22 protein-coding genes and 2 pseudogenes are annotated in these 21,183 nt (G+C 61.1%); 3 read left to right on the forward strand and 21 right to left on the reverse strand.

The window, feature by feature from the left end; genetic code table 11:
• Positions 1 to 98: 98 nt before the first annotated feature.
• From K420_RS0113840 to ppsR, 3 genes are read left to right on the forward strand one after another with little or no spacing between them, the layout of a single operon-like run.
• On the forward strand, positions 99 to 545 hold the full coding sequence (locus K420_RS0113840; RefSeq protein ID WP_027458591.1) for a universal stress protein: 447 nt from the start codon (positions 99 to 101) through the stop codon (positions 543 to 545).
• The gene (ppc, locus tag K420_RS0113845; RefSeq protein WP_027458592.1) at positions 545 to 3,307 is read left to right on the forward strand and encodes a phosphoenolpyruvate carboxylase; all 2,763 of its coding nucleotides are present in this window, start codon (positions 545 to 547) and stop codon (positions 3,305 to 3,307) included. The genes K420_RS0113840 and ppc overlap by 1 nt, the downstream gene beginning before the upstream one ends.
• A 9-nt stretch (positions 3,308 to 3,316) precedes the next feature.
• The gene (gene ppsR, locus K420_RS0113850) at positions 3,317 to 4,135 is read left to right on the forward strand and encodes a posphoenolpyruvate synthetase regulatory kinase/phosphorylase PpsR (protein WP_027458593.1); all 819 of its coding nucleotides are present in this window, start codon (positions 3,317 to 3,319) and stop codon (positions 4,133 to 4,135) included.
• 95 nt (positions 4,136 to 4,230) lie between these two features.
• On the opposite strand, the gene K420_RS20925 is transcribed toward ppsR, so the two are convergent.
• The 21 genes and pseudogenes from K420_RS20925 to rfbD all read right to left on the reverse strand — a co-directional run bounded on the left by K420_RS20925 (position 4,231) and on the right by rfbD (position 21,145).
• A complete protein-coding gene (locus K420_RS20925; protein WP_232422788.1) occupies positions 4,231 to 4,341 on the reverse strand; it encodes a thioredoxin family protein in 111 nt (36 codons plus the stop codon).
• Positions 4,323 to 4,469, reverse strand: coding sequence for a thioredoxin family protein (locus K420_RS21190; protein WP_408605887.1), 147 nt, complete (start codon positions 4,467 to 4,469; stop codon positions 4,323 to 4,325). Before K420_RS21190 ends, K420_RS20925 begins: the two co-directional genes overlap by 19 nt.
• Positions 4,470 to 4,547: 78 nt before the next feature.
• Positions 4,548 to 4,923 (reverse strand): annotated as a pseudogene (locus K420_RS21195) (permease); the annotation flags it as partial.
• Positions 4,924 to 4,954: 31 nt separating this feature from the next.
• Positions 4,955 to 5,194, reverse strand: a pseudogene (locus K420_RS21200) (ArsR/SmtB family transcription factor); the annotation flags it as partial.
• Between the two features lie 114 nt (positions 5,195 to 5,308).
• A complete protein-coding gene (locus K420_RS0113860) occupies positions 5,309 to 6,079 on the reverse strand; it encodes a TrmH family RNA methyltransferase (protein WP_027458594.1) in 771 nt (256 codons plus the stop codon).
• Positions 6,076 to 6,666 carry a ribonuclease HII gene (rnhB, locus tag K420_RS0113865; RefSeq protein WP_027458595.1) on the reverse strand — a complete coding sequence of 197 codons (591 nt, stop codon included), beginning with the start codon at positions 6,664 to 6,666 and terminating at the stop codon, positions 6,076 to 6,078. Before rnhB ends, K420_RS0113860 begins: the two co-directional genes overlap by 4 nt.
• Positions 6,654 to 7,802 carry a lipid-A-disaccharide synthase gene (gene lpxB, locus K420_RS0113870; RefSeq protein WP_027458596.1) on the reverse strand — a complete coding sequence of 383 codons (1,149 nt, stop codon included), beginning with the start codon at positions 7,800 to 7,802 and terminating at the stop codon, positions 6,654 to 6,656. Before lpxB ends, rnhB begins: the two co-directional genes overlap by 13 nt.
• A 1-nt stretch (position 7,803) precedes the next feature.
• On the reverse strand, positions 7,804 to 8,574 hold the full coding sequence (gene lpxA, locus K420_RS0113875) for an acyl-ACP--UDP-N-acetylglucosamine O-acyltransferase (protein ID WP_027458597.1): 771 nt from the start codon (positions 8,572 to 8,574) through the stop codon (positions 7,804 to 7,806).
• Position 8,575: 1 nt separating this feature from the next.
• The gene (gene fabZ / locus K420_RS0113880) at positions 8,576 to 9,010 is read right to left on the reverse strand and encodes a 3-hydroxyacyl-ACP dehydratase FabZ (RefSeq protein WP_027458598.1); all 435 of its coding nucleotides are present in this window, start codon (positions 9,008 to 9,010) and stop codon (positions 8,576 to 8,578) included.
• A 4-nt stretch (positions 9,011 to 9,014) separates the two neighbouring features.
• The gene (lpxD, locus tag K420_RS0113885) at positions 9,015 to 10,058 is read right to left on the reverse strand and encodes a UDP-3-O-(3-hydroxymyristoyl)glucosamine N-acyltransferase (protein ID WP_027458599.1); all 1,044 of its coding nucleotides are present in this window, start codon (positions 10,056 to 10,058) and stop codon (positions 9,015 to 9,017) included.
• The gene (locus K420_RS0113890) at positions 10,058 to 10,528 is read right to left on the reverse strand and encodes an OmpH family outer membrane protein (RefSeq protein ID WP_198293855.1); all 471 of its coding nucleotides are present in this window, start codon (positions 10,526 to 10,528) and stop codon (positions 10,058 to 10,060) included. Before K420_RS0113890 ends, lpxD begins: the two co-directional genes overlap by 1 nt.
• A 48-nt stretch (positions 10,529 to 10,576) precedes the next feature.
• Positions 10,577 to 12,862 (reverse strand): outer membrane protein assembly factor BamA, encoded by a 2,286-nt coding sequence (bamA, locus tag K420_RS0113895; protein WP_027458601.1) that lies wholly within the window; start codon positions 12,860 to 12,862, stop codon positions 10,577 to 10,579.
• A 3-nt stretch (positions 12,863 to 12,865) separates the two neighbouring features.
• Positions 12,866 to 14,233 (reverse strand): RIP metalloprotease RseP, encoded by a 1,368-nt coding sequence (gene rseP / locus K420_RS0113900; RefSeq protein ID WP_027458602.1) that lies wholly within the window; start codon positions 14,231 to 14,233, stop codon positions 12,866 to 12,868.
• Positions 14,230 to 15,420: a 1-deoxy-D-xylulose-5-phosphate reductoisomerase gene (gene ispC / locus K420_RS0113905; RefSeq protein WP_027458603.1), complete on the reverse strand. Its 1,191-nt coding sequence runs from the start codon at positions 15,418 to 15,420 to the stop codon at positions 14,230 to 14,232. Before ispC ends, rseP begins: the two co-directional genes overlap by 4 nt.
• Positions 15,417 to 16,220, reverse strand: a complete 804-nt coding sequence (locus tag K420_RS0113910; protein ID WP_027458604.1) for a phosphatidate cytidylyltransferase — start codon at positions 16,218 to 16,220, stop codon at positions 15,417 to 15,419. Before K420_RS0113910 ends, ispC begins: the two co-directional genes overlap by 4 nt.
• Positions 16,213 to 16,971 carry a polyprenyl diphosphate synthase gene (gene uppS / locus K420_RS0113915; protein WP_027458605.1) on the reverse strand — a complete coding sequence of 253 codons (759 nt, stop codon included), beginning with the start codon at positions 16,969 to 16,971 and terminating at the stop codon, positions 16,213 to 16,215. Before uppS ends, K420_RS0113910 begins: the two co-directional genes overlap by 8 nt.
• 11 nt (positions 16,972 to 16,982) lie before the next feature.
• On the reverse strand, positions 16,983 to 17,540 hold the full coding sequence (frr, locus tag K420_RS0113920; RefSeq protein ID WP_027458606.1) for a ribosome recycling factor: 558 nt from the start codon (positions 17,538 to 17,540) through the stop codon (positions 16,983 to 16,985).
• Between the two features lie 11 nt (positions 17,541 to 17,551).
• Positions 17,552 to 18,268, reverse strand: a complete 717-nt coding sequence (gene pyrH / locus K420_RS0113925) for a UMP kinase (RefSeq protein WP_027458607.1) — start codon at positions 18,266 to 18,268, stop codon at positions 17,552 to 17,554.
• 15 nt (positions 18,269 to 18,283) lie between these two features.
• Entirely contained in the window at positions 18,284 to 19,183 is a 900-nt protein-coding gene (gene tsf, locus K420_RS0113930; RefSeq protein ID WP_027458608.1) for a translation elongation factor Ts, read from the reverse strand.
• 61 nt (positions 19,184 to 19,244) lie between these two features.
• Positions 19,245 to 19,991: a 30S ribosomal protein S2 gene (gene rpsB / locus K420_RS0113935; protein WP_027458609.1), complete on the reverse strand. Its 747-nt coding sequence runs from the start codon at positions 19,989 to 19,991 to the stop codon at positions 19,245 to 19,247.
• Between the two features lie 242 nt (positions 19,992 to 20,233).
• Positions 20,234 to 21,145: a dTDP-4-dehydrorhamnose reductase gene (gene rfbD / locus K420_RS0113940; protein WP_027458610.1), complete on the reverse strand. Its 912-nt coding sequence runs from the start codon at positions 21,143 to 21,145 to the stop codon at positions 20,234 to 20,236.
• Between the last annotated feature and the right edge of the window lie 38 nt (positions 21,146 to 21,183).

The following is a 21,183-nucleotide window of genomic DNA, read 5'->3' on the forward strand; positions in this document are numbered from 1 at the left end:
AGACGAGCTTCCCGGTTGCCTCAGGATTTCCCTAACTGTGCCAAGACCGCGGCCTTGGTACCTTCTGCCCGTTGAACATTTTTCTCAGGAGTCCTCCCATGTACAAGAACATCATGGTCGCCATCGACGACAGCGAAACCTCGCGCTGCGCCCTGGTCGAGGCGGCGCACATCGCCCGCTGCAGCAATGCCAAGCTTTACGTCACCCATGTCGCCGATGAAACGCTGATGGGCATGCACGGCCGTACCTTCAGCACCACCATGAACCTCGACCACGCCCTGGCCGCCATCGCCGAAGCCGGCCGCAAGCTGCTCGACGAGGCCATGCAGGGCATCACCGGCCTTGATGCCGAACCGCTGCTCCTCGAAGCCCGCCAGCGCCGCGTTTCCGAAACGCTGGCCGACAAGGCCAGGGAACTCGGCTGCGACCTGATCATCATCGGCCGTCATGGCCGCCGTGGCCTGGCCACCCTGATCCTCGGCTCGGTCGCCGAACAACTGGCCAAGATCGCTGACGCCTCCGTCCTTCTCGTCAGGAAACACTAATGCACCTGCACACGCTCGACACCGACAAGAACGAACCCCTCCGCAACGACATCCGCCTGCTCGGCCGCATTCTCGGCGATACCGTACGTGAGCAGGAGGGCGATGCCGTCTTCACGATCGTCGAGCGTGTCCGCCAGACAGCGGTGCGCTTTGCCCGCGACAACGACCCGGCCGCCCGCGCCGAACTGGCCGCCCTGCTCGATCCCTTGCCACGTGATACGACGCAGGCTGTCGTCCGCGCATTTTCCTACTTCCTGCAACTGGCCAATATCGCCGAGGACGAGCACCACATCCGCCGGCGTCGCGCCCATGACCTGGCGGGTTCTCCGCCGCGCGAGGGCAGCCTGATTTTTGCGCTGGATTCGCTGGCGGCCGCCCAGGTCTCGCCGGACACCATCGCCGATTTCTTCGCCCATGCCCTGGTCGCCCCCGTGCTCACCGCTCACCCGACCGAGGTGCAGCGCCAGAGCCTGATCCGCAACCACCGCGACATCGCCCGCCTGCTTGAACAGCGCGAACGCCTGCAGATGACGCCGGAAGAGGAGGCCGAGAACGACTGGGCGCTGAGCACCGCGATCCTCACCCTGTGGCAGTCGCGCATGCTGCGCCCGGTGCGGCTGAAGGTCATCGACGAGGTCAAGAACGGTATTTCCTACTTCAACGAAACCTTCTTCACCGAACTGCCGCGCCTCTACATCCAGGCCACCCAGCAGTTGCAGAAGCGCTACCCGGAAAAAGTCTGGGCCCTGCCCCCCTTCTTTCGCGTGGGCTCCTGGATCGGCGGCGACCGTGACGGCAACCCCTTCGTCACCGCCGATATCCTGCGCGAAGCCCTGCGCCTGCAATCGGCCGCCGCCCTCAACCACTACCTGACCGAAGTGCATGAACTGGGGGGCGAATTGCCGCTCTCCAACCTGCTGATCCAGGTCACCCCCGAATTGCTGGCGCTCGCCGAGCACTCCACAGACCAGTCGCCGCAACGTGCCGACGAGCCCTATCGCCGCGCCCTGTCCGGCATCTACGCGCGCCTGGCGGCCACGGCCCGTTTTCTCGACGGCATCGAGCCGGTGCGCCACGAAATCGGCAGTGCCGAGCCCTATGCCACACCGGATGCCCTGCGCGCCGATCTCAAGGTACTGGCCAATTCCCTCAAGCTCAACGGCAGCGCCCGTCTGGCCGGCGGACGCCTGCGCCGACTGCTGCGTGCCGTGCAGGTCTTCGGCTTCCACCTCGCGCCGATCGACTTGCGCCAGAACTCCGACGTACACGCCCGCACCGTGGCCGAGCTGCTGGCACAGGCCGGCCGCTGCCCGGATTACGAGGCGCTTGCCGAAGAGCGACGCATCGAGCTGCTGATCGAGGAAATCGCCACGCCCCGCCCGCTGTATTCGCCCTACCTCGACTACTCGGAAGAAAGCCAGGGCGAGCTCGCCATCTTTTTCGCCGCCCGTGAGCTGCGCCAGAAATACGGCAACGCGGCCCTGCCCAACTGCATCATCTCGAAGACCGACGGCGTCTCCGACCTGCTTGAACTCGCCTTGCTGCTCAAGGAAGCCGGCCTGCTGCTACCGGGTGAAAAACCGCGCCTCGACGTCAACATCATCCCGCTCTTCGAAACCATCGAGGATTTGCAGAAGAGTGCCGTCACCATGGCGGGCATCTTCACGCTGCCGGCCTACCGTACCCTGATCGCCGGCCGGGGCGACGAGCACGAAGTCATGCTCGGCTACTCCGACTCCAACAAGGATGGCGGCTTCCTGACTTCCGGCTGGGAGCTCTACAAGGCCGAAATCGAACTGGCCCGCGTTTTCCAGCAGCATGGCGTACGCCTGCGCCTGTTCCACGGCCGCGGCGGCTCGGTCGGCCGCGGTGGCGGCCCGTCCTACCATGCCATCCTGGCCCAGCCGGCTGGTGCCGTGTCTGGCCAGATCCGTCTGACCGAACAGGGCGAGGTCATCTCGACCAAATACGGCAACCCGGACACCGGCCGTCGCAACCTGGAAGTGCTGCTGGCCGCCACGCTGGAAGCCAGCCTGACCGACCACGAGAACCAGATCGAGCCTGCCCAGCCCTTCCATGCCGTGATGGACGACCTGTCTACTCGCGCCTTCAACGCCTATCGCGGCCTGGTCTATGAAACGCCGGGTTTCACCACCTATTTCCGGCAATCGACGGTCGTTTCCGAGATCGCCTCGCTGAACATCGGCAGCCGCCCCGCCTCGCGCAAGGCCTCCGACCGCATCGAAGACCTGCGCGCCATTCCCTGGGTCTTCAGCTGGGCGCAGTGCCGGCTGATGCTACCCGGCTGGTTCGGCTTCGGCTCGGCCGTGGAGGGTTATCTAGCGAACAATCCGGACGGCCTGGCCACGCTGCGCCGCATGCTGAAGTCCTGGCCGTTCTTCCGCACCCTGCTCTCCAACATGGACATGGTGCTGGCCAAGACCGACCTCGCCATTGCCTCGCGCTACGCCGAGCTGGTCGCCGACGTCGAGCTGCGTGAGCGCATCTTCAGCCGCATCAAGGCGGAATGGGAACTCACCCGCCGCCACCTGCTGGCCATCGAGGAGCGCGACGAGCTGCTGGCCGACAACCCGATGCTGCTCAATTCTCTGAAGCTGCGCGCGCCCTACATGGACCCGCTGAACCATCTGCAGGTCGAACTGCTCAAGCGCCATCGTGCCGGCGACACCGACGAGCGGATCGCCCGCGGCATCCACCTGACGATCAACGGCATCGCTTCCGGGCTGCGCAACAGCGGTTAAAATCCGGCCATGCCCACTTCAATCAAACGCACCGTCTTCTTCGTGTCCGACGGCACCGGCCTCACGGTCGAGGCCCTCGGACACAGTCTGATGACCCAGTTCGAGGATATCGAATTCAAGCAGATTCGCATCCCTTTCCTCGATAACGTTGAAAAAGCCCAGGAGGCCGTCGCCCGCATCAACGCCCAGGGTGAAGCCGACGGCATGCGACCCATCGTGTTCACCACGCTGGTCAATCCGGAACTGGCCGGCATCGTCCATCAGGCCGACGCCTTCAGCCTGTCCTATTTCGACACCTTCCTCGCGCCGCTCGAAGCCGAACTTGGCATCAAGTCCAACCACACGGTCGGCCGCTCGCATGGTTCAGCCGACAGCTCGGATTACAAGAACCGCATCGAGGCCATCAACTACACGCTGGCCCACGATGACGGCATCACCGACCGCGACCTCGAAGAAGCCGACGTCATCCTGGTCGCTGTCTCGCGCTGCGGCAAGACACCGACCTCGCTTTATCTGGCCATGCAGTTCGGCCTGAAGGCGGCCAACTTCCCGCTGATTCCGGAAGACTTCGACCGTGGCCGCCTGCCCGGCACACTGGAGCGGCACCGCGCCAAGCTGTTCGGCCTGACCATCCAGCCCGAGCGCCTGCACCAGATCCGCGAGGAACGCCGGGCTGGCAGCAAGTACGCTTCGCTGGCCAACTGCCGCTTCGAAATTGCCGAAGCGGAGAAGATGATGCGTCGCGAGGGTATCCGCTGGCTCGACTCATCCAGCAAGTCGATCGAGGAAATCTCGACCACCATCCTGCAGGAACTCAAGCTGCGCTGAATCGCGGTGGTCCCCCCCGACAACAAGACGGCGCATGCTTTCCAGTGCGCCGTCTTCCTTTGGGGGAGAGCAGACTTCCGCGCGTCGGGCCTCCCTCAACGCCCGCTCGGCAAGGCCAGCAATTCATCCCTGGCTGGAATTCGCCCGGACACCTTGACCTCCTCGTCGATCACCAGAGCCGGCGTCATCACGATCGGATAGGCCATATGATCCGGTCCATCTCCTTGACATGCTCGAAGCGTGCGTCGATCCCCAACGCGGCCACCGCTTCGCGGGTCAGTTGCTCCAGACGGTTGCACTTGGCACGGCCGGTGCCGAGTATGTTGATCAGCATGGTGCGCTCCTTTCTCCCGCCTTGCGGCGGATTTCGATCCAATGCAGCGCGCCCACGATGAGCGCGACGAAGCTCCCTTGAGAACCGGGCGACCAAGCCAACATAGGTCCAGGCCCGCAGCTTGCCGATAATGGCGGCAGTAATCAGGATGCTTTGCAGCGACAGTTCCGGATCGGCCATCAGGTAAGCGATGAGCGGCCCCGGATGCATGCCGAGCGACAGGAACATATTGGCGATAGGCACTTCGACGAGGGTCGGGAAGTACATGAACACCCCGAATCCACTCGGGCTGAATGAATCTGCGAATGACGCCGACCAGGAAGACACCGACCACCCGCAACGGGAAAATCATCTTCACAAAACGCCAGGTTTCCCACAGCCATTGCTGCACGTCCCGGGCCTCGAAGCGTCGGGTCAGCGGAATCAGCAGCAGGCAGAAGAGCGTCACCGCAGCAGTTGCTGGCCAGGAAAGCGATCAGGTCGTCCATCGTGGCGTAATTGGCCGAATAACGGATGAAACGGCTTTCCCGCTCCCCGCCAATCAAGCCCGCCGGGCTCAAATGGGCTAGATGGAAGGAGAGCGTGGCCGGCGCCATGCCCAGTTGCTCGCCAATCGCACTGGGGTTGATGCCTTCTGGTCCGGCCTCGACCAACAGACGGAAGATCGCCAACCGGGATTCATCCCTCAGGGCAGCAAGCAGTTCGGCAGCACTCAACGTTTCCATGGTCCGAGTGCTATCGAACTATTGAGTAAAGTCCAGCGGGGTTTTCTGAGGCCTTGCGGAAAAATGATCGCCGCTGGCCAGTCCGTCGCCAGGCAGCGTAATAAGCGGTGCAGTTCAGGCCTGGCGGCGGCGCACCATCTCGAACAGGCAGACCGCGGCGGCGGCTCCGACGTTGAGGGACTCGACCGCACCCGGCATGGGAATCCGGATACGGCAGTCCGCTGCGGCAATCAGTTCCTGGCGAACCCCCTGCCCCTCGGCGCCGAAAATCCAGGCAACCGCCCCACCCCACTGCGCGGCATAGAGCGAAGTGGCGCCATCCAGACAGGTGACAGCCGTCGTTCCTTGATAGCGCGAAACGAATTCGCCGAGATCGGCATTTTCGTGAATGGCCAGCGCGAAATGAGCGCCCTGTCCGGCGCGCAGCACCTTCGGCGACCAAGCAGCAGCGCAGCCGGGGCTGAGCAGCGCTTGCGTCACGCCAGCCGCCGCCGCCGTACGCAGCAAGGTCCCGACATTGCCGGGATCCTGCACGCCGTCGAGCAGCAGAGCGTCCCTGCCTGGCTGCAGGGGGGGCGTCGCCATGGGCCAGGCGGCCAGCGCCAGCAGGCCACTTGGTGTATCGACCGGAGCGACATCCTGTAGCAGCGCATCAGCCAGTACCACGATCTCCCGCCCAGCCACCAGGCGCACAATTTCATCTCCCGCCAGGGCGGATTCACCAACGATCAGGCTGTCTACCGGACCGATGGCCTGCTCGTAGGCTTCGACGAGATGCACACCGTCGAGAACGATGCGCCCCGCCTTGCGCCGCTCGCGCCCGGACTCCGCCAGTTTCCTGAGTTGCTTGAAAAAGGCGTTGTCGCGGGAATGGATCAGTTTCATAACAGCGAAAGTTGCTGAGCGACCGGCCCGAAGCTCTTGCGATGCACCGGCGACGCGCCATGCGCTTGCAGCGCGGCACAGTGGGCAGCAGTCGGGTAGCCCATGTGCCGATCGAAACCGTACTGTGGATACTGCGCGTGCAGGGCGAGCATCCCGGCATCGCGGACGGTCTTGGCCAGAATGGAGGCAGCCGCGATCGATGCAATCTTGCCATCCCCCTTGACCACGGCTTCGACCGGAATATCGAGGCGGGGACAACGATTGCCGTCAACCAGCGCACTTTCCGGCCGAACCGACAAGCCGGCCACCGCCCGCTGCATGGCGAGCAACGTCGCCTGCAGGATATTGAGGCGGTCGATCTCCTCGACGCTCGCCTCGGCGACACACCAGGCCAGGGCATTCTGTCGAATCAGATCGGCGAGCGCCACACGCTTCCGTTCGCTCAACTTCTTGGAATCGTTCAAACCGGCAATCGGCCTCGCCGGATCGAGAATGACGGCGGCTGCCACGACCGGTCCGGCCAGCGGGCCGCGCCCGGCCTCGTCGATACCACAGACGAGGCCGCCGGGAACGATCAGTTCAGGCATTCGATGACCGCCCGGGCAGCCTTGTCAGCGGTGTTCTGGCGTAACCGCAGGTGGATGTCGGTGAACGCCTCCTCAACCGCCGCGGCGTTTTCCTTGTCGCCATACAGCTTGACGAGTTCCTCGGCCAACCGCTCGGGCGTCGCCTCATCCTGAAGGATTTCCGGCACGACGAAACGCCCGGCCAGCACGTTGGGCAGCCCGACGTACGGCAGATAGGCCATGCGCTTCATCAGCCAGTACGAAAACTTGGCGATCTTGTAGGTGATGACCATCGGCCGCTTGAGCAGGGCCGCCTCCAGCGTCGCGGTCCCGCTCGCCACCAGCGATACGTCAGCCGCACCGAGCGCATCCTGGGCATGGCCAAACAGCAGACGGAACGGTACTTCAGTGGCCTGCCGCTTGTAGATCGCCGTTTCGAACTGCAGGCGCGTCTCGCGCGTCGCCAGCGGCACGACGAAAACCGCCTGCGGCAGGAAGCGCTCGCGGATGATCTTGGCCGTTTCGACAAAGGTTTCCGCCATCATCTCCAGTTCGCCGCGCCGGCTGCCCGGCAACAGCGCAAAGACCGGGTTGTTGCGGGGCAGCGCCAGCTTTTCGCGTACCGCTACCTTGTTGGTTTCCAGCGGAATGATGTCGGCCAGCGGATGCCCGACATAGGTCACCGGCACGCGCTCCTTTTCATAGAGCGGCGGCTCCATCGGGAAAAGTGCCAGAACCCGGTTAACCGCTCGGGCGATTTTCTTGACGCGCCCGCCGCGCCAGGCCCAGATTGACGGACTGACGTAATGGATGGTGCGTATGCCCTCCGCCTTGAGATCGGCTTCCAGACCGAGATTGAAATCCGGTGCATCGACCCCGATGAAGACATCAGGCCGCAGTTCCAGCAAGCGGTGCTTCAACTGGCGGCGGATGCCGGCGATTTCGCGATAATGCTTCAGCGCGTCCCAATAGCCCATGACCGATAGCTTTTCCATCGGCCACCAGCTGTCGAAACCCTGCGCCTGCATCTTCGGTCCGCCGATGCCGTAGAAAACGGCATCCGGCAGATGCTGCTTCAACGCGGCAATCAAGTGGCTGGCCAGGAGATCCCCGGAGGCCTCTCCCGCCACCACGGCGATACGAACTGCCTTCCCCATGTCAGCGAATGATGCCGCGCTTCGAGACCTCGAGGAAATCGACGAAACGCTGAACGTCCGGTTGGGTCTTGGCGTCCTCGATCAGCTTGGCCTTCGCCTCTTCGAGCAACAGGCCCGATTTGTACAGGGTGCGGTAGGCCCGCTTCAGCGAGGTGATCGCATCCGCCGTGAAACCGCGCCGCTTCAAGCCCTCGACGTTGATACCGTAAGGCTGCGCCGTATTGCCGGCCGCCATCAGGTAAGGCGGCACATCCTGCAGGATGACCGTGCTGACTGCCGTCATGACATGAGCCCCGATGCGGCAGAACTGATGCACGCCGGTGAAACCGCCGAGAATTGCCCAGTCATCGACCACCACATGACCGGCCAGCGAGGCATTGTTGGCGAAGGTTACCTTGTTGCCGACCTGGCAATCGTGCGCGATATGCACGTAGGCCATGATCCAGTTGTCGTCGCCAATCGAGGTCACGCCGCGATCCTGCACCGTGCCCAGGTTAAAGGTGCAAAACTCGCGAATGGTGTTGCGGTCGCCGATCTCCAGACGGGTCGGTTCGCCGGCATATTTCTTGTCCTGCGGCACTTCACCCAGCGAGCAGAACTGGAAGATGCGGTTGTCGCGCCCGATACGGGTATGGCCCCGGATCACGCAATGCGGTCCGATGATCGTGTTGTCACCAATCTCGACGTGCGGACCGATGATCGAATAGGGGCCGATCTCGACATTGGCGCCGATTTTGGCGCCCGGATCGACCAGTGCAGTCGCGTGGATCATGTCAGAGATCCCGCTTGGCGCACATCAGGCGGGCCTCGGCCGCCAGTTGGCCATCGACACGGGCCTCGCCCTTGAATTTCCAGACACCACGCATCTGGCGCTCGATCTCGACATGCAGGTGCAACTGGTCGCCCGGCATGACCGGGCGCTTGAAGCGCGCCTCGTCGATCCCAGCGAAATAGAAAACATCGCTCTGCGTCGGCTTCTTGTCCTCAGTCTTGAACGACAGAATGCCGGCGGCCTGGGCCAGGGCTTCCATGATCAGCACGCCCGGCATCACCGGGTGGTGCGGAAAGTGGCCAACGAAGAAGGGTTCGTTAATGGTCACGTTCTTGTACGCGTGAATGGACTTGCCCGGAACAACCTCGACCACACGGTCGATCAGCAGGAAGGGGTAGCGGTGCGGCAAGTACTCAAGAATTTCGTGAATATCCATTTAATCAACCCTCTATATCTTTTTGTTTAAGTATTTTCTCAAGTTCAGAAATGCGATCGGCCAGCTTGGACAAACGACGCAGATGCGATGCGTTACGCAACCACTCCTCATGCGTATCGATCGGGAAGACGCTGGTATATACACCCGGCTTGGCAATGCTCTTCATCAGGGTCGACCCGCCGGAAATCGTCGTCCCGGCCGCGATATTGAGATGCCCGGAAACCATCCCGGCGCCGCCAACAATGCAATGCTCACCAAATACCGTACTACCCGCAATACCGGCACACCCGGCCATCACCGAATTCCTGCCGATTACGCAGTTATGACCGATATGCACGAGATTATCGAGCTTGCAGCCATCTTCGACGATGGTATCGTCCAGCGCCCCGCGGTCAACTGTCGTATTGGCCCCGATTTCGACATCATTGCCGATCAGGACTCGACCGATTTGCGGAATCTTCACCCACTCCTGGCCATCCGGCGCGAAACCGAAACCATCGGCACCAATCACCGCACCAGCATGGATGATGCAGCGCTGACCGATCTGGCAACCGTCGTAAACCGTCACGCGGGGATAAAGCACCGAGCCATCGCCAATAGAGACACCGTCACCGATGACACAACCGGCATTGATGACGACCCCTTCGCCCAGCGTCACACCCTTGCCGACCGAAACATGTGGGCCGATGGAAGTGCTTGCGGGCACTGCCGATTCGAGTACCGCACTAGCGTGAATGCCATTGAAACCTGCCTGATACGGGTTCAGCAAGGTCGCCACCCGTGCGTAATAAGCATAGGGGTTGGCTGTTACGATGCGGGCTCCAGGAAAATCTGCCGCCGCATCGCCCCGCAGAATCATGGCCGACGCCCGGCAAGTCGCCAGTTGGCTCCGCAGTTTCGGGTTGGACAGGAAGGCGATGTCTCCATCACCAGCCGCCGCCAGTGACGCCACCCGCGAAATACGCGTTTGTGCATCTCCAAGCACATCGCCGCCCAATTGGGCGGCGATCTCGGCAAGCGTGAACGAAAGCTCGTTCGTCTCGGCCATTATTTGGCTTCCGACAGCGCCTTGATCACGCGATCCGTAATATCCAGACGCGGGCTAACCCACACGACATCCTGCAGGATCAGGTCGTACTTGTCGCTTTCAGCAATCTGCTTGATCGCCTTGTTGGCTTTTTCGATCACGGCAGCGTTCTCTTCGTTCTGGCGCAGGTTCAGGTCCTCGCGGAATTCACGCTGGCGACGCTGGAATTCACGCGACAGTTCGCCGAATTCCTTTTCCTTGGAGCGGCGCTCGCTCTCCGCCATCGTGACCGAATTTTTTTCCAGGTTTTCCTGCAGGCCCTGCAATTGCTTGGCCATACGCTGCAGATCCTGATCGCGCTTGGCGAATTCGCCTTCCAGCTTCTTCGCCGCCTTCTGGGCAGCCGGAGCATCACGGAAAATCCGCTGGGTGTTGACGTAGCCGACCTTCAATTCGGCAGCGGAAGCACCGGTCACGAACAATGCGGACATCAGGGATGCCAGGACAAGGGATTTAACTTTCAACTTGATACTCCTGAATTAAAACGTAGTGCCCATCTGGAACTGGAAGGCTTCAACCTTGTCGCCCTCTTTCTTGTTCAAAGGCTTGCCGATGCTGAATTTCAACGGACCGATCGGAGAGATCCAGGCGGCGGTCAAGCCCGTCGAATAACGCAACTCAGCAAGCTCCACCTTCTCGTCGCTGCCATAGACCTGACCACCGTCGAAGAACCAGCCCATGCGGAAAGACTTGTCCATTCCCGGCAGACTCCACAGCAGTTCGGCATTACCGACGAGGCGACGGTTACCGCCGAGGCGATACTGCGTTGTCGTCGACGGATCGGTATAGATCGGACCGAGCGATGATGCCTTGTAGCCACGCACCGATGTTACACCACCAGCATAGTAGTTCTTGAAGAACGGCAGGCCGGATTGCCCATAGCCGTTCGCCATGCCGTACTCGCCATTCAGCATCAGCGTGAATTTCGAATTCAGCGGAATGAAGTGTTGAAGCTGGTAGCTGGCGCGATAATAGGTCAGGTCTGCCCCCGGCAGAGCGAGTTCCAGCGAGGCCCGCTGGAAAGTACCCTTGGTCGGGAAGAAAAAGCTGTCCTTGCCATCGCTGGCCCAGCTCAGCGTAAGCGGAACCGACAAGTTCGTCTCCCCGAACTTGGCAACGTAATCCTTATAGTACTGCGGCGTCTGCTCGTAGGTCTTGATGCTGGTCGAGTCGATGCCCAGGCCGACACCAATGGACTCCTTCTCACCGATCGGGAAACCGAAACGGATCGCGCCACCGGTGGACGACGAGGAATAGTAAGCCAGCGTCGTTGACGTCGTGTTGAAGGTCCGGTGGTAGACGTCGAAGCCCTGGCTTACACCATCCTGCGTGAAATAGGGGTTGGTGTAGGAGAAGACATAGGTCCGGTAGGTTTTCGCCGAATTAACCTGGATCGCCACGTTGTTGCCGCTACCCATGAAGTTGTTCTGGGCAATCGAGCCAGACAGGATGACCTTGTCGGTGCTGGAGGTGCCAAGACCGAGCATCAGGTTGCCAGTAGGCTTCTCCGTCACGTTGATATTGACGTCCAGTTGATCGGATGTACCGCTGACCGCTGGCGTTTCCACAGCGACTTCGGAGAAGAAGCCAAGTTTGTCCACACGCTGCTTCGAGGCTGTCACCTTGTCGGCATCGTACCAGCCGCCCTCCATCTGGCGGACTTCGCGCCGGATGACCTCGTCGCGCGTCTTCGTGTTGCCGGTGACATTGATACGGCGCACATAAACCCGCTTGCCCGGATCGACGAAAATGGTGAAAGCGACCTTGCGCTTCTCCTTGTCGATTTCCGGTGCGGCATTAACGTTGGCGAAGGCATAGCCTTCCTTGCCGAGGCGATCGCTGATCGCCTTCGTCGTTTCATTCAACTTTTCACGGGAGAAGACGTCGCCGGCCTTCACCTTGACCAGTTTCTTCAACTCGTCCTCGGCAAGCGAGAAATCACCGGCAATCTTCACAGCCGAAACCTGATAGCGCTCACCCTCGACGATATTCGCCGTGATGTAAACATCCTGTTTATCCGGCGAGATAGAGACCTGGGTGGACTCGACCGCGAACTCGAGATAGCCCTGGTTCATGTAGAAGGACTTGACCTTCTCGAGGTCTGCCGACAACTTCTGGCGCGAATACTGGTCGTTCTTGGTATACCACGTCAGCCAACCCGGCGTCGTCAACTCGAAGAGCCCCAGCAATTCTTTCTCGCGGAAAGCCTTGGCGCCAACGATGTTGATCTGCTTGATCTTGGCAGCCGAGCCTTCCTCGATGTTGAAGTTGATGCCGACACGGTTACGTTCCAGCGGCGTCACGGTAGTCGTGATATTCGCCGCATACTTGCCGCGCGTCAGATACTGCCGTTTCAGTTCCTGCTCGGCCTTTTCGAGCAACGAACGATCAAAAATACGGCCTTCGGCGATGCCAGTTTCCTTCAAGGCCTTGATGATGACGTCCTTGTCGAACTCCTTGAGGCCGACGAAGTTGATCGTTGCAACAGCCGGCCGCTCCTGGACGACGACGACCATGACATCCTTTTCGACTTCGATCCGGACGTCCTTGAAAAAACCCGTAGCAAAAAGGGATTTGATGGCTTGTGCAGCCTTCTCGTCGTTCAGGGTCTCGCCGACCTTGACCGGCAAATAGCCGAAAACGGTACCGGCTTCGGTACGCTGAATCCCCTCGACCCGGATGTCCTTGACCGTGAAGGGTTCGAATGCCAATACCGGGGCGGAGAATACGCTGGCAATCAGGACGGACAACAGGGTTTTCTTCATTATTCAGCCGTTGAACAGGCGGGCAATATCGTTAAAAAAGGCAAAAGCCATCAAGGCAAACAGTAAGGACATGCCAACCTGCTGGGCAACCTCCATTGACCGCTCGGAGAGCGGCCTGCGCCTGACGACTTCTATCATATGATACAACAAATGCCCACCGTCCAGAACCGGGATGGGAAGCAGATTCAGGACACCCAGGCTGATACTGACCAGGGCCATAAACTTCAGATAGTAGTCGAGCCCAAGGCGTGCCGATTGCCCGGCATAGTCGGCGATGGTCACCGGGCCGGAGAGGTTCTTCCAGGACACCTCGCCGACCAGCATTTTTCCCATCATAACCAGGCTGAAAACCGCCTTGTTCCAGGTTTCTGCCACCGCGAGGCGGCCCGATTCGACGAAGCCGTGGCGTATGAAGGTGCGTATTTCGCGCGGACTGCCTGGAACTTCCTTGACGGCAACACCGATCTTTCCGACGGCACGACCGCGCTCCGAAACGCTCTCCGGAACAATATCGAAACCCAGGGTTTCATCGCCTCGCCGGATGTCCAGATGCAACGAGCGCCCACCCGACTCGCGCACGATCGAGACAAAATCGAGCCAGAGATCAACCGGCTGCCCATCAACGGCAACGACCCGATCCCCGGTCAGCAAGCCGGCAGTGGCAGCAGGCCCGCCTTTCACGACATCTCCGATCACGGGCGGCACGTTTGGGCGAAAGAAACGAATGCCGAGATGATCGAGCGCATCACCTTCCCAGCCCTGTTCGGCTACGCTATTCAGGGCGAGACGACGAAAGGCGATTTCGCCCCTTTCATTGACCAACTCCATTTCGACCGTTTCGTAGTCAACCGCCTTCTCCAACAGCAACCAGCGCAGATCGTTCCAAGTCGCGACCGGCTGGCCGTCGACGGAACGCACCTGTTCGCCATTCGTGATGGCCGCGATGGCGGCGGGCGAACCAGCAGGCGGCGTCCCGAGGACCGGCAGCAACTCATTGCTGCCGTACATGAAGACAACCCAATAAAGAAGAATCGCCAAGGCAAAATTGGCCAGCGGCCCAGCCGCAACGATCAGGCTGCGCTTGCCGACACTCTGCCGATTGAAAGCGCGATGCAGTTCAGTCTTGGCAACTTCGCCCTCCCGCTCGTCGAGCATCTTGACGTAGCCCCCCAGCGGAAAAGCGCTGACAGCCCACTCGGTACCATCCCGGCCAAGCCTGCGTTGCCACAGGACGCGACCAAAACCAACCGAGAAGCGCAGCACCTTGACGCCACACCAGCGGGCAACGAGGAAATGGCCCAGTTCATGGACAACAATCAGGACACCGAGGACGACTGCAAAGGCAGCCAGGTAGAACGGCAGGTCGCTCACGCGAAACGACGTTCCCGTACCAGGCCGGTTGCGAGATGGCGCGCCTCGGCGTCGGCAGCAACCACATCGGCCAAACTGCCCTCCGGCCCTGCGGCTAGCGATTGCAGGACACTCTCGTTCAGGCGGGCGATTCCGAGGAAAGGCAACTGACCATCGAGAAATGCGGCAACCGCGACTTCGTTCGCCGCATTGAGGATGGCCGGTGCAGTCCCGCCGGCATGAAGCACGTCGTAGGCCAACTGCAGGCAGCGAAAGCGTTCGAAATCCGGCGCGTAGAAATCAAGGCGGGCAATCCGGAACAGATCGAGCGGTTCGACACCAGCGGCAATACGCTCCGGCCAGGCCATGGCGTAGGCAATCGGCGTCCGCATGTCCGGGTTGCCCATCTGGGCCAGTACCGAGCCATCGGCATATTGCACTGCCGAATGGATCACACTCTGCGGGTGCACGACAACCTGGATCATCTCGGGCGGCGCATCGAATAACCAGCGTGCCTCAATGACTTCCAGACCCTTGTTCATCATGGTCGCCGAATCGACCGATATCTTGCGCCCCATGACCCAGTTCGGGTGTGCACAGGCCTGCTCCGGCGTGACATGCGCCAGTTCGCTCAGTGCCTTGCTGCGGAACGGCCCGCCAGAAGCGGTGAGGAGAATTTTCTGCACGCCGCAGGCCGCCAGGCCACGTGCAAAATCGGCCGGCAACGATTGAAAGATTGCATTGTGCTCGCTATCGACCGGCAACAAAGTTGCACCGTGCGTACGCACCGCATGCATGAACAATTCGCCTGCCATGACCAGCACTTCCTTGTTGGCCAGCAAAATGCGCTTGCCGGCCCTGGCTGCAGCCAGCGTCGGCTCCAGTCCGGCAGCTCCGACGATGGCAGCCATGATCATGTCCGCATCAGGGAGCGTCGCTGCGGTTACCAGTGCCTCCGTGCCCCAGGTCACTTCACAGCGGCAAGCAGTGGCGGCCAGACGCTCCTGGACCTGCGCTGCCGTTCGGGCATCACCCACGACGGCCAATTGTGGGTTGAATTCGATACAGTCGGCCACCAGGCGTTCGACCTGACGATGCGCCGTCAGCGCAACGACACGATAGCGCTCCGGGTGGCGCCGAATGACATCCAGCGTCGATTGGCCGATGGAGCCGGTCGCCCCGAGGACGGTCACCCCATGCCGTGTCATGCCAGCACCGTCAGCAACAGGGCGATGAGCGGCAGCGCAGCAGTGTGGCTATCGATACGATCGAGCACGCCGCCATGGCCGGGCAGCAACTGGCTACTGTCCTTCAGGCCGGCCTGGCGCTTGAGCAGTGATTCAAACAAGTCGCCGGCGATCGACACCAGCGTCAGCAGCGGCATGACGAGCAGAAGTGCGACAAGGCGAACCAGGTCCGGCCCGCCGACCACCCATTGGGTAAGCAGGGCCAGGAGTGTCACCGTAAACATCGCACCATAGGCGCCTTCCCAGGTCTTGCCCGGACTGATGTTGGGAGCCAGCTTGCGTCGCCCGAAGGCACGTCCAAAGAAATACGCGGCAATGTCGGCCAGCGCAACCAGCAATAGCGCCCCGAACAACCAAGCAGGGCCCTGGCCGCGAATGGCGAACAAGGCATACCAGGTTGGCAGCAGGACAAGCAGGCCCACCAGCGCCATCGTGGTCGGCGCTTTGACCGCCCAACGAGCCCGCAACCAGAAGGGGACAACGCCAAGCCAGAAAAGCACTGAAAGGATGAGCAAGATAAGTCCCGCATCGCGCAACTGCTCGGCAGGCAAGCAGCCAAGCGCCACCGCCAGCGCCCCCACCAGAACGCCATAGGCGAACTGCAACGGCCTGGCCAAACCGGCGAGACGAGCGAACTCCCAGCCGGCGATACCGGTGATGACAGCGGTCAGTACTGCCCATAGCGACGCATCCAGCCAGAAAATAGCCGGGATCAGCAGCGCGGCAATGACCAGCGCCGTCAGGATGCGCGTCCTAAGCATGGGTCTTTGCCAGTTGCTCGCTAGTCCTGCCGAACCGGCGCTCACGCTGCTGGTAGGAAGCGATGGCCTTGTCGAACTCTGCAGTATCGAAATCTGGCCACAATGTCGGGGTGAAGTAAAGCTCGGTGTAGGCCAGTTGCCAGAGCAGGAAATTGCTGATGCGCTCCTCGCCCCCCGTCCGGATGAACAGATCGGGCTCCGGCGCAAAGCTCATCGACAGATAGGGTTCGAGATCGGCTTCCAGCCAGCCATCGCGCTTCTCCGGCTGATCAGCCAGCATGCGATTGACGGCCTGCATGATGTCCCAGCGCCCACCATAATTGGCGGCGATGGTCAGATCCAGACGCGTATTGCTGGCCGTCTTTTCCTCGCCCTTGCGGATCAGGGTCTGCAGGTGCGGATCGAAGCGCGACAAATCACCGATAACGCGTAGCCTGACGCCGTTCCTGTCCAGTTTATCGACCTCCTGCTCCAATGCCTTGACGAACAACTGCATCAGGAGCGAGACCTCTTCCTGCGGACGACGCCAGTTTTCCGAGGAAAAGGCGAACAGCGTCAGGTACTGGACGCCCCGCTCCAGGCAGGCACGCACCATTTCACGGACGAGTTCGACGCCCTTGACGTGCCCCGCCACGCGCGGCAAAAAGCGTTTCTTTGCCCAGCGGCCATTGCCATCCATGATGACGGCAACGTGCCCGGGCACGGCCGCTACACTGGGCAAGTCACGTGTCGAACTGGAAAACAGGGCCATTCAGCCGACGATCAAACTTGCATCAGCTCGGCCTCTTTCTGGGCGAGCATCTTGTCGACTTCGGCGATGTATTTGTCGGTCAGCTTCTGGACGTCGTCCTGCGCCTTGCGCTCGTCGTCCTCCGGGATTTCGCCCTTCTTCAGCGCATCCTTGAGATGTGTATTGGCATCACGGCGCAAATTGCGGATCGCCACCTTGGCGCCCTCGCCCTCGTTCTTGACGACCTTGATCATTTCCTTGCGGCGCTCTTCGGTCAGCGCCGGCATCGGCACACGGACCAAGTCACCTTGGGTCGCGGGATTGAGACCGAGATCGGAATCGCGGATCGCCTTCTCGACCTTCTGCACCATGTTCTTTTCCCACGGCTGAACACCCAGCGTGCGGGAATCGACCAGGGTAATGTTGGCAACCTGATTCACCGGAACCGGCGAACCGTAATAGTCGACCATCACATGGTCGAGCAAGCCGACATGGGCACGGCCGGTACGGATTTTCTGGAGGTCGTTCTTCAGTGCCTCCAGCGACTTCTGCATCTTGTGTTCGGCACTCTTCTTGAGTTCGGCAATCATCTGTCTCTCCGTCAGCAATAGACCAGCGTACCCTCGTCTTCGCCACAGACCACGCGCTTCAGCGCCCCGGCCTTGAAGATCGAGAATACGTTGATCGGCAGTTTCTGGTCGCGACACAGTGCGAAAGCTGTGGCGTCCATCACTGCGAGATTCTTCGAGATCGCTTCATTGAAGCTGATCTTGTCGTAGCGGGTGGCCGAAGGGTCCTTTTTCGGGTCAGCCGTGTAGACACCGTCGACCTTGGTCGCCTTCAGCACGATTTCCGCGCCAATTTCCGAGCCGCGCAACGCTGCAGCGGTATCGGTAGTAAAGAAGGGGTTGCCGGTGCCGGCGCCGAAGATCACGATCTTGCCCTCTTCCAGATAGCGGATGGCCTTGCCGCGAATGTACGGCTCGATCACCTGCTCGATATTCAGGGCCGACTGCACACGGGCATTCAGGCCGCATTGACGCATCGCGTCGGACAGTGCCATGGCGTTCATCACCGTGGCCAGCATGCCCATGTAATCCGCCGTGGCGCGATCCATCCCGGTGGCCGTGCCGGCCATACCGCGGAAGATGTTGCCACCGCCGATCACGACACCGATTTCCACCCCCAGGTCGGCAACCGCCTTGATCTCTCCGCAAATCCCTGCAATCACTTGCGGGTTGATGCCGTAGGCGTCATTGCCCATCAGGGCCTCGCCGGAGAGCTTGAGGAGGATGCGCTTGTACTTGGGGGTGGTCATCAGCCTTCCTTTCGATTACTTCTTGGCAGCAGCGGCAGCAGCCTGGGCGGCAACTTCGGCAGCGAAGTCGTCAACCTTCTTCTCGATGCCTTCGCCAACGATGAACAGCGTGAAGCCGGCGACGGAAGCGCCCTTGGCCTTCAGCAGTTGCTCGATGGTCTGCTTGCCGTCTTCGGCCTTGACGAAGACCTGGCCGAGCAGGGTCACGTCCTTCAGGAACTTCTGGACCGTGCCTTCGGCGATCTTTTCCAGCATGGCTTCCGGCTTGCCGGCTTCGCGAGCCTTCTCGATGGCGACGCGACGCTCGGTTTCCAGCAGGTCGGCCGGAACACCGGAGGCATCCAGGGACTTCGGCTTGGAAGCGGCGATGTGCATGGCCAGGTCCTTGCCCAGCTGCTCGTCACCACCAACCAGGTCGACCACGACGCCTACCTTGGAGCCACCGTGGATGTAGGTCAGCAGCTTGCCCTTGGCTTCGAAACGGGCGAAACGGCGGATGGTCATGTTCTCGCCGATCTTGCCGACCAGGGCAGTACGGGTCGATTCAACGGTACCTTCGCCCATCGGCAGGGCAGAAAGCGCAGCCACGTCAGCCGGGTTGTGGTCGGCGACCAGCTTGGCGCAACCGTTGGCCAGGGCGATGAAATCGTCGTTCTTGGCAACGAAATCGGTTTCGGAGTTGACTTCGATGATCGCGCCGGTCTTGCCATCGGCCGAGACGCTGACCGCGACGATGCCCTCGGCAGCGATGCGGGTGGCAGCCTTGGAGGCCTTGTTGCCCAGCTTGACGCGCAGGATTTCCTCGGCCTTGGCCATGTCGCCATCGGCCTCGGTCAGCGCCTTCTTGCATTCCATCATCGGTGCGTCGGTCTTGCCACGCAGTTCTGCCACCATACCTGCGGTAATTGCCGCCATATTTCTTTCTCCTGAGCTTATAAAACTGGCGGAGCCTGGGGCTCCGCCGTTACATCCGTATTTATTCAGCCGCTTCTTCGACTTCGACGAACTCGTCATCGCCGCCGGCTGCCACGATGTCGGCAACCACCTGGCTGCGACCTTCGAGGATCGCGTCAGCCACGCCACGGGCGTAGAGCTGGATGGCGCGGGACGAATCGTCGTTACCCGGGATGACGTAGGAAACACCTTCCGGCGAGTGGTTGGTATCAACCACGCCGATAACCGGGATACCCAGCTTTTCGGCTTCAGTGATGGCGATCTTGTGGTAGCCGACGTCGACAACGAAGATGGCGTCCGGCAGACCGCCCATATCCTTGATGCCGCCGATGGATTTCTGCAGCTTCTCGAGTTCGCGACGGAAGGTCAGCGCTTCCTTCTTCGGCATGCGCTCGAGGTCACCGGCTTCAACAGCCAGTTCCATATCCTTCAGGCGCTTGATGGAGGTCTTGACCGTCTTGAAGTTGGTCAGCATGCCACCCAGCCAGCGCTGATCAACATACGGCGCGCCAGCGCGGGCCGCTTCTTCGGCGATGATTTCACGAGCCTGACGCTTGGTACCAACAAACAGGATGGTACCGCGGTTGGCCGCCAGCTTTTTGACGAATTCCATGGCTTCGTTGTACTTGGCCAGGGTCTTCTCGAGGTTGACGATGTGAATCTTGTTGCGGGCACCGAAGATGTACGGAGCCATCTTGGGGGACCAGAAACGGGTCTGGTGACCGAAGTGAACACCAGCCTCCAGCATTTCGCGCATGGTAACGGACATTGCAATATTCCTTTTAAGGGTTGAACCGCCACCCGCCGGAAACGCCCGTCATTCTTGGATTTTGACGAGCACCCTTAATCGGCGGATGTGTGGATTTTGGCCACCTGCACCACGCAGGCAACCGTTCTTCACGATCGAAACGACCGAGAAAAACCTGCGGATTATAGCAGCAGAAGCGCGAAGCCAAAAGCCCCGTAGTGCTGCACAGGACTCGTCAAACAGCCTGTTTCCAGCCAGGCGGATCAATACCCGTTCCGCTTGAGGGCGAGGAGTTGCAGCATGCGCTCCAGGTAGGGCTGCCAGTCGGGCATCTGCAAGCCGAAATCGCGCTCCAGCTGGCTGCAGTCGAGACGGGAATTGGCCGGGCGTCGGGCCGGCGTAGGATACTCGTCTGTCGTGATCGCCTGGATCGCCTCCGGCTTGAGGCGGAGGTCAAAGCCGGGCGACTGACCGGCCAGGCCGACGATGGTGCGGGCAAACTCGCACCAGCTGACCGGCCGCGCCGCGGTCAGGTGGTAGAGGCGACTCTCCCCCAGCTCGATCAACCGACCATGCTTGAGCATGGCCAGCCCGACACCGCTGACCGTCGCGATCAGCGCAGCCGGGGTCGGGGCGCCAACCTGATCGGCGACGACATTGAGACTGTCCTTCTCCCGCGCCAGGCGCAGGATGGTTTTCACGAAGTTGCCGCCGCGAGCGCCAAACACCCAACTCGTCCGGAAGATCAGCGAACGGCCACCCACCGCACGAATGGCCTCCTCACCGGCCAGCTTGCTGCGGCCATAGACACTTTGCGGCCCGGTCGGATCGGTTTCGACGTAAGGGGTCGGCTTGCCGCCATCGTAAACATAGTCGGTCGAGTAATGCACCAGCAGCGCACCCAGCGCCCGGGCCTCCTCGGCCAGCAGGCCGGGCGCTTCGGCATTGACGCGATAGGCCAGCTCTGGCTCCGACTCCGCCTTGTCCACCGCGGTGTAGGCCGTCGCATTGACGATAATCGATGGCCTGACGGCGCGGACGACGGAACGAATCCGGTCCGTATCGGACAAATCGCATTCGGAGCGCCCGCAGGCGACGACCTCGCCATGGGGGGCCAGCGAACGCTGCAATTGCCAACCGACCTGGCCATCCTTACCGAGCAGGAGAATCTTCATGACATCACCGACAAGCTGAAAACCCGCGCAGTATGCCA

It is taken from the genome of Dechloromonas agitata is5 (genome assembly GCF_000519045.1).
GTDB classification, from domain to species: domain Bacteria; phylum Pseudomonadota; class Gammaproteobacteria; order Burkholderiales; family Rhodocyclaceae; genus Azonexus; species Azonexus agitatus.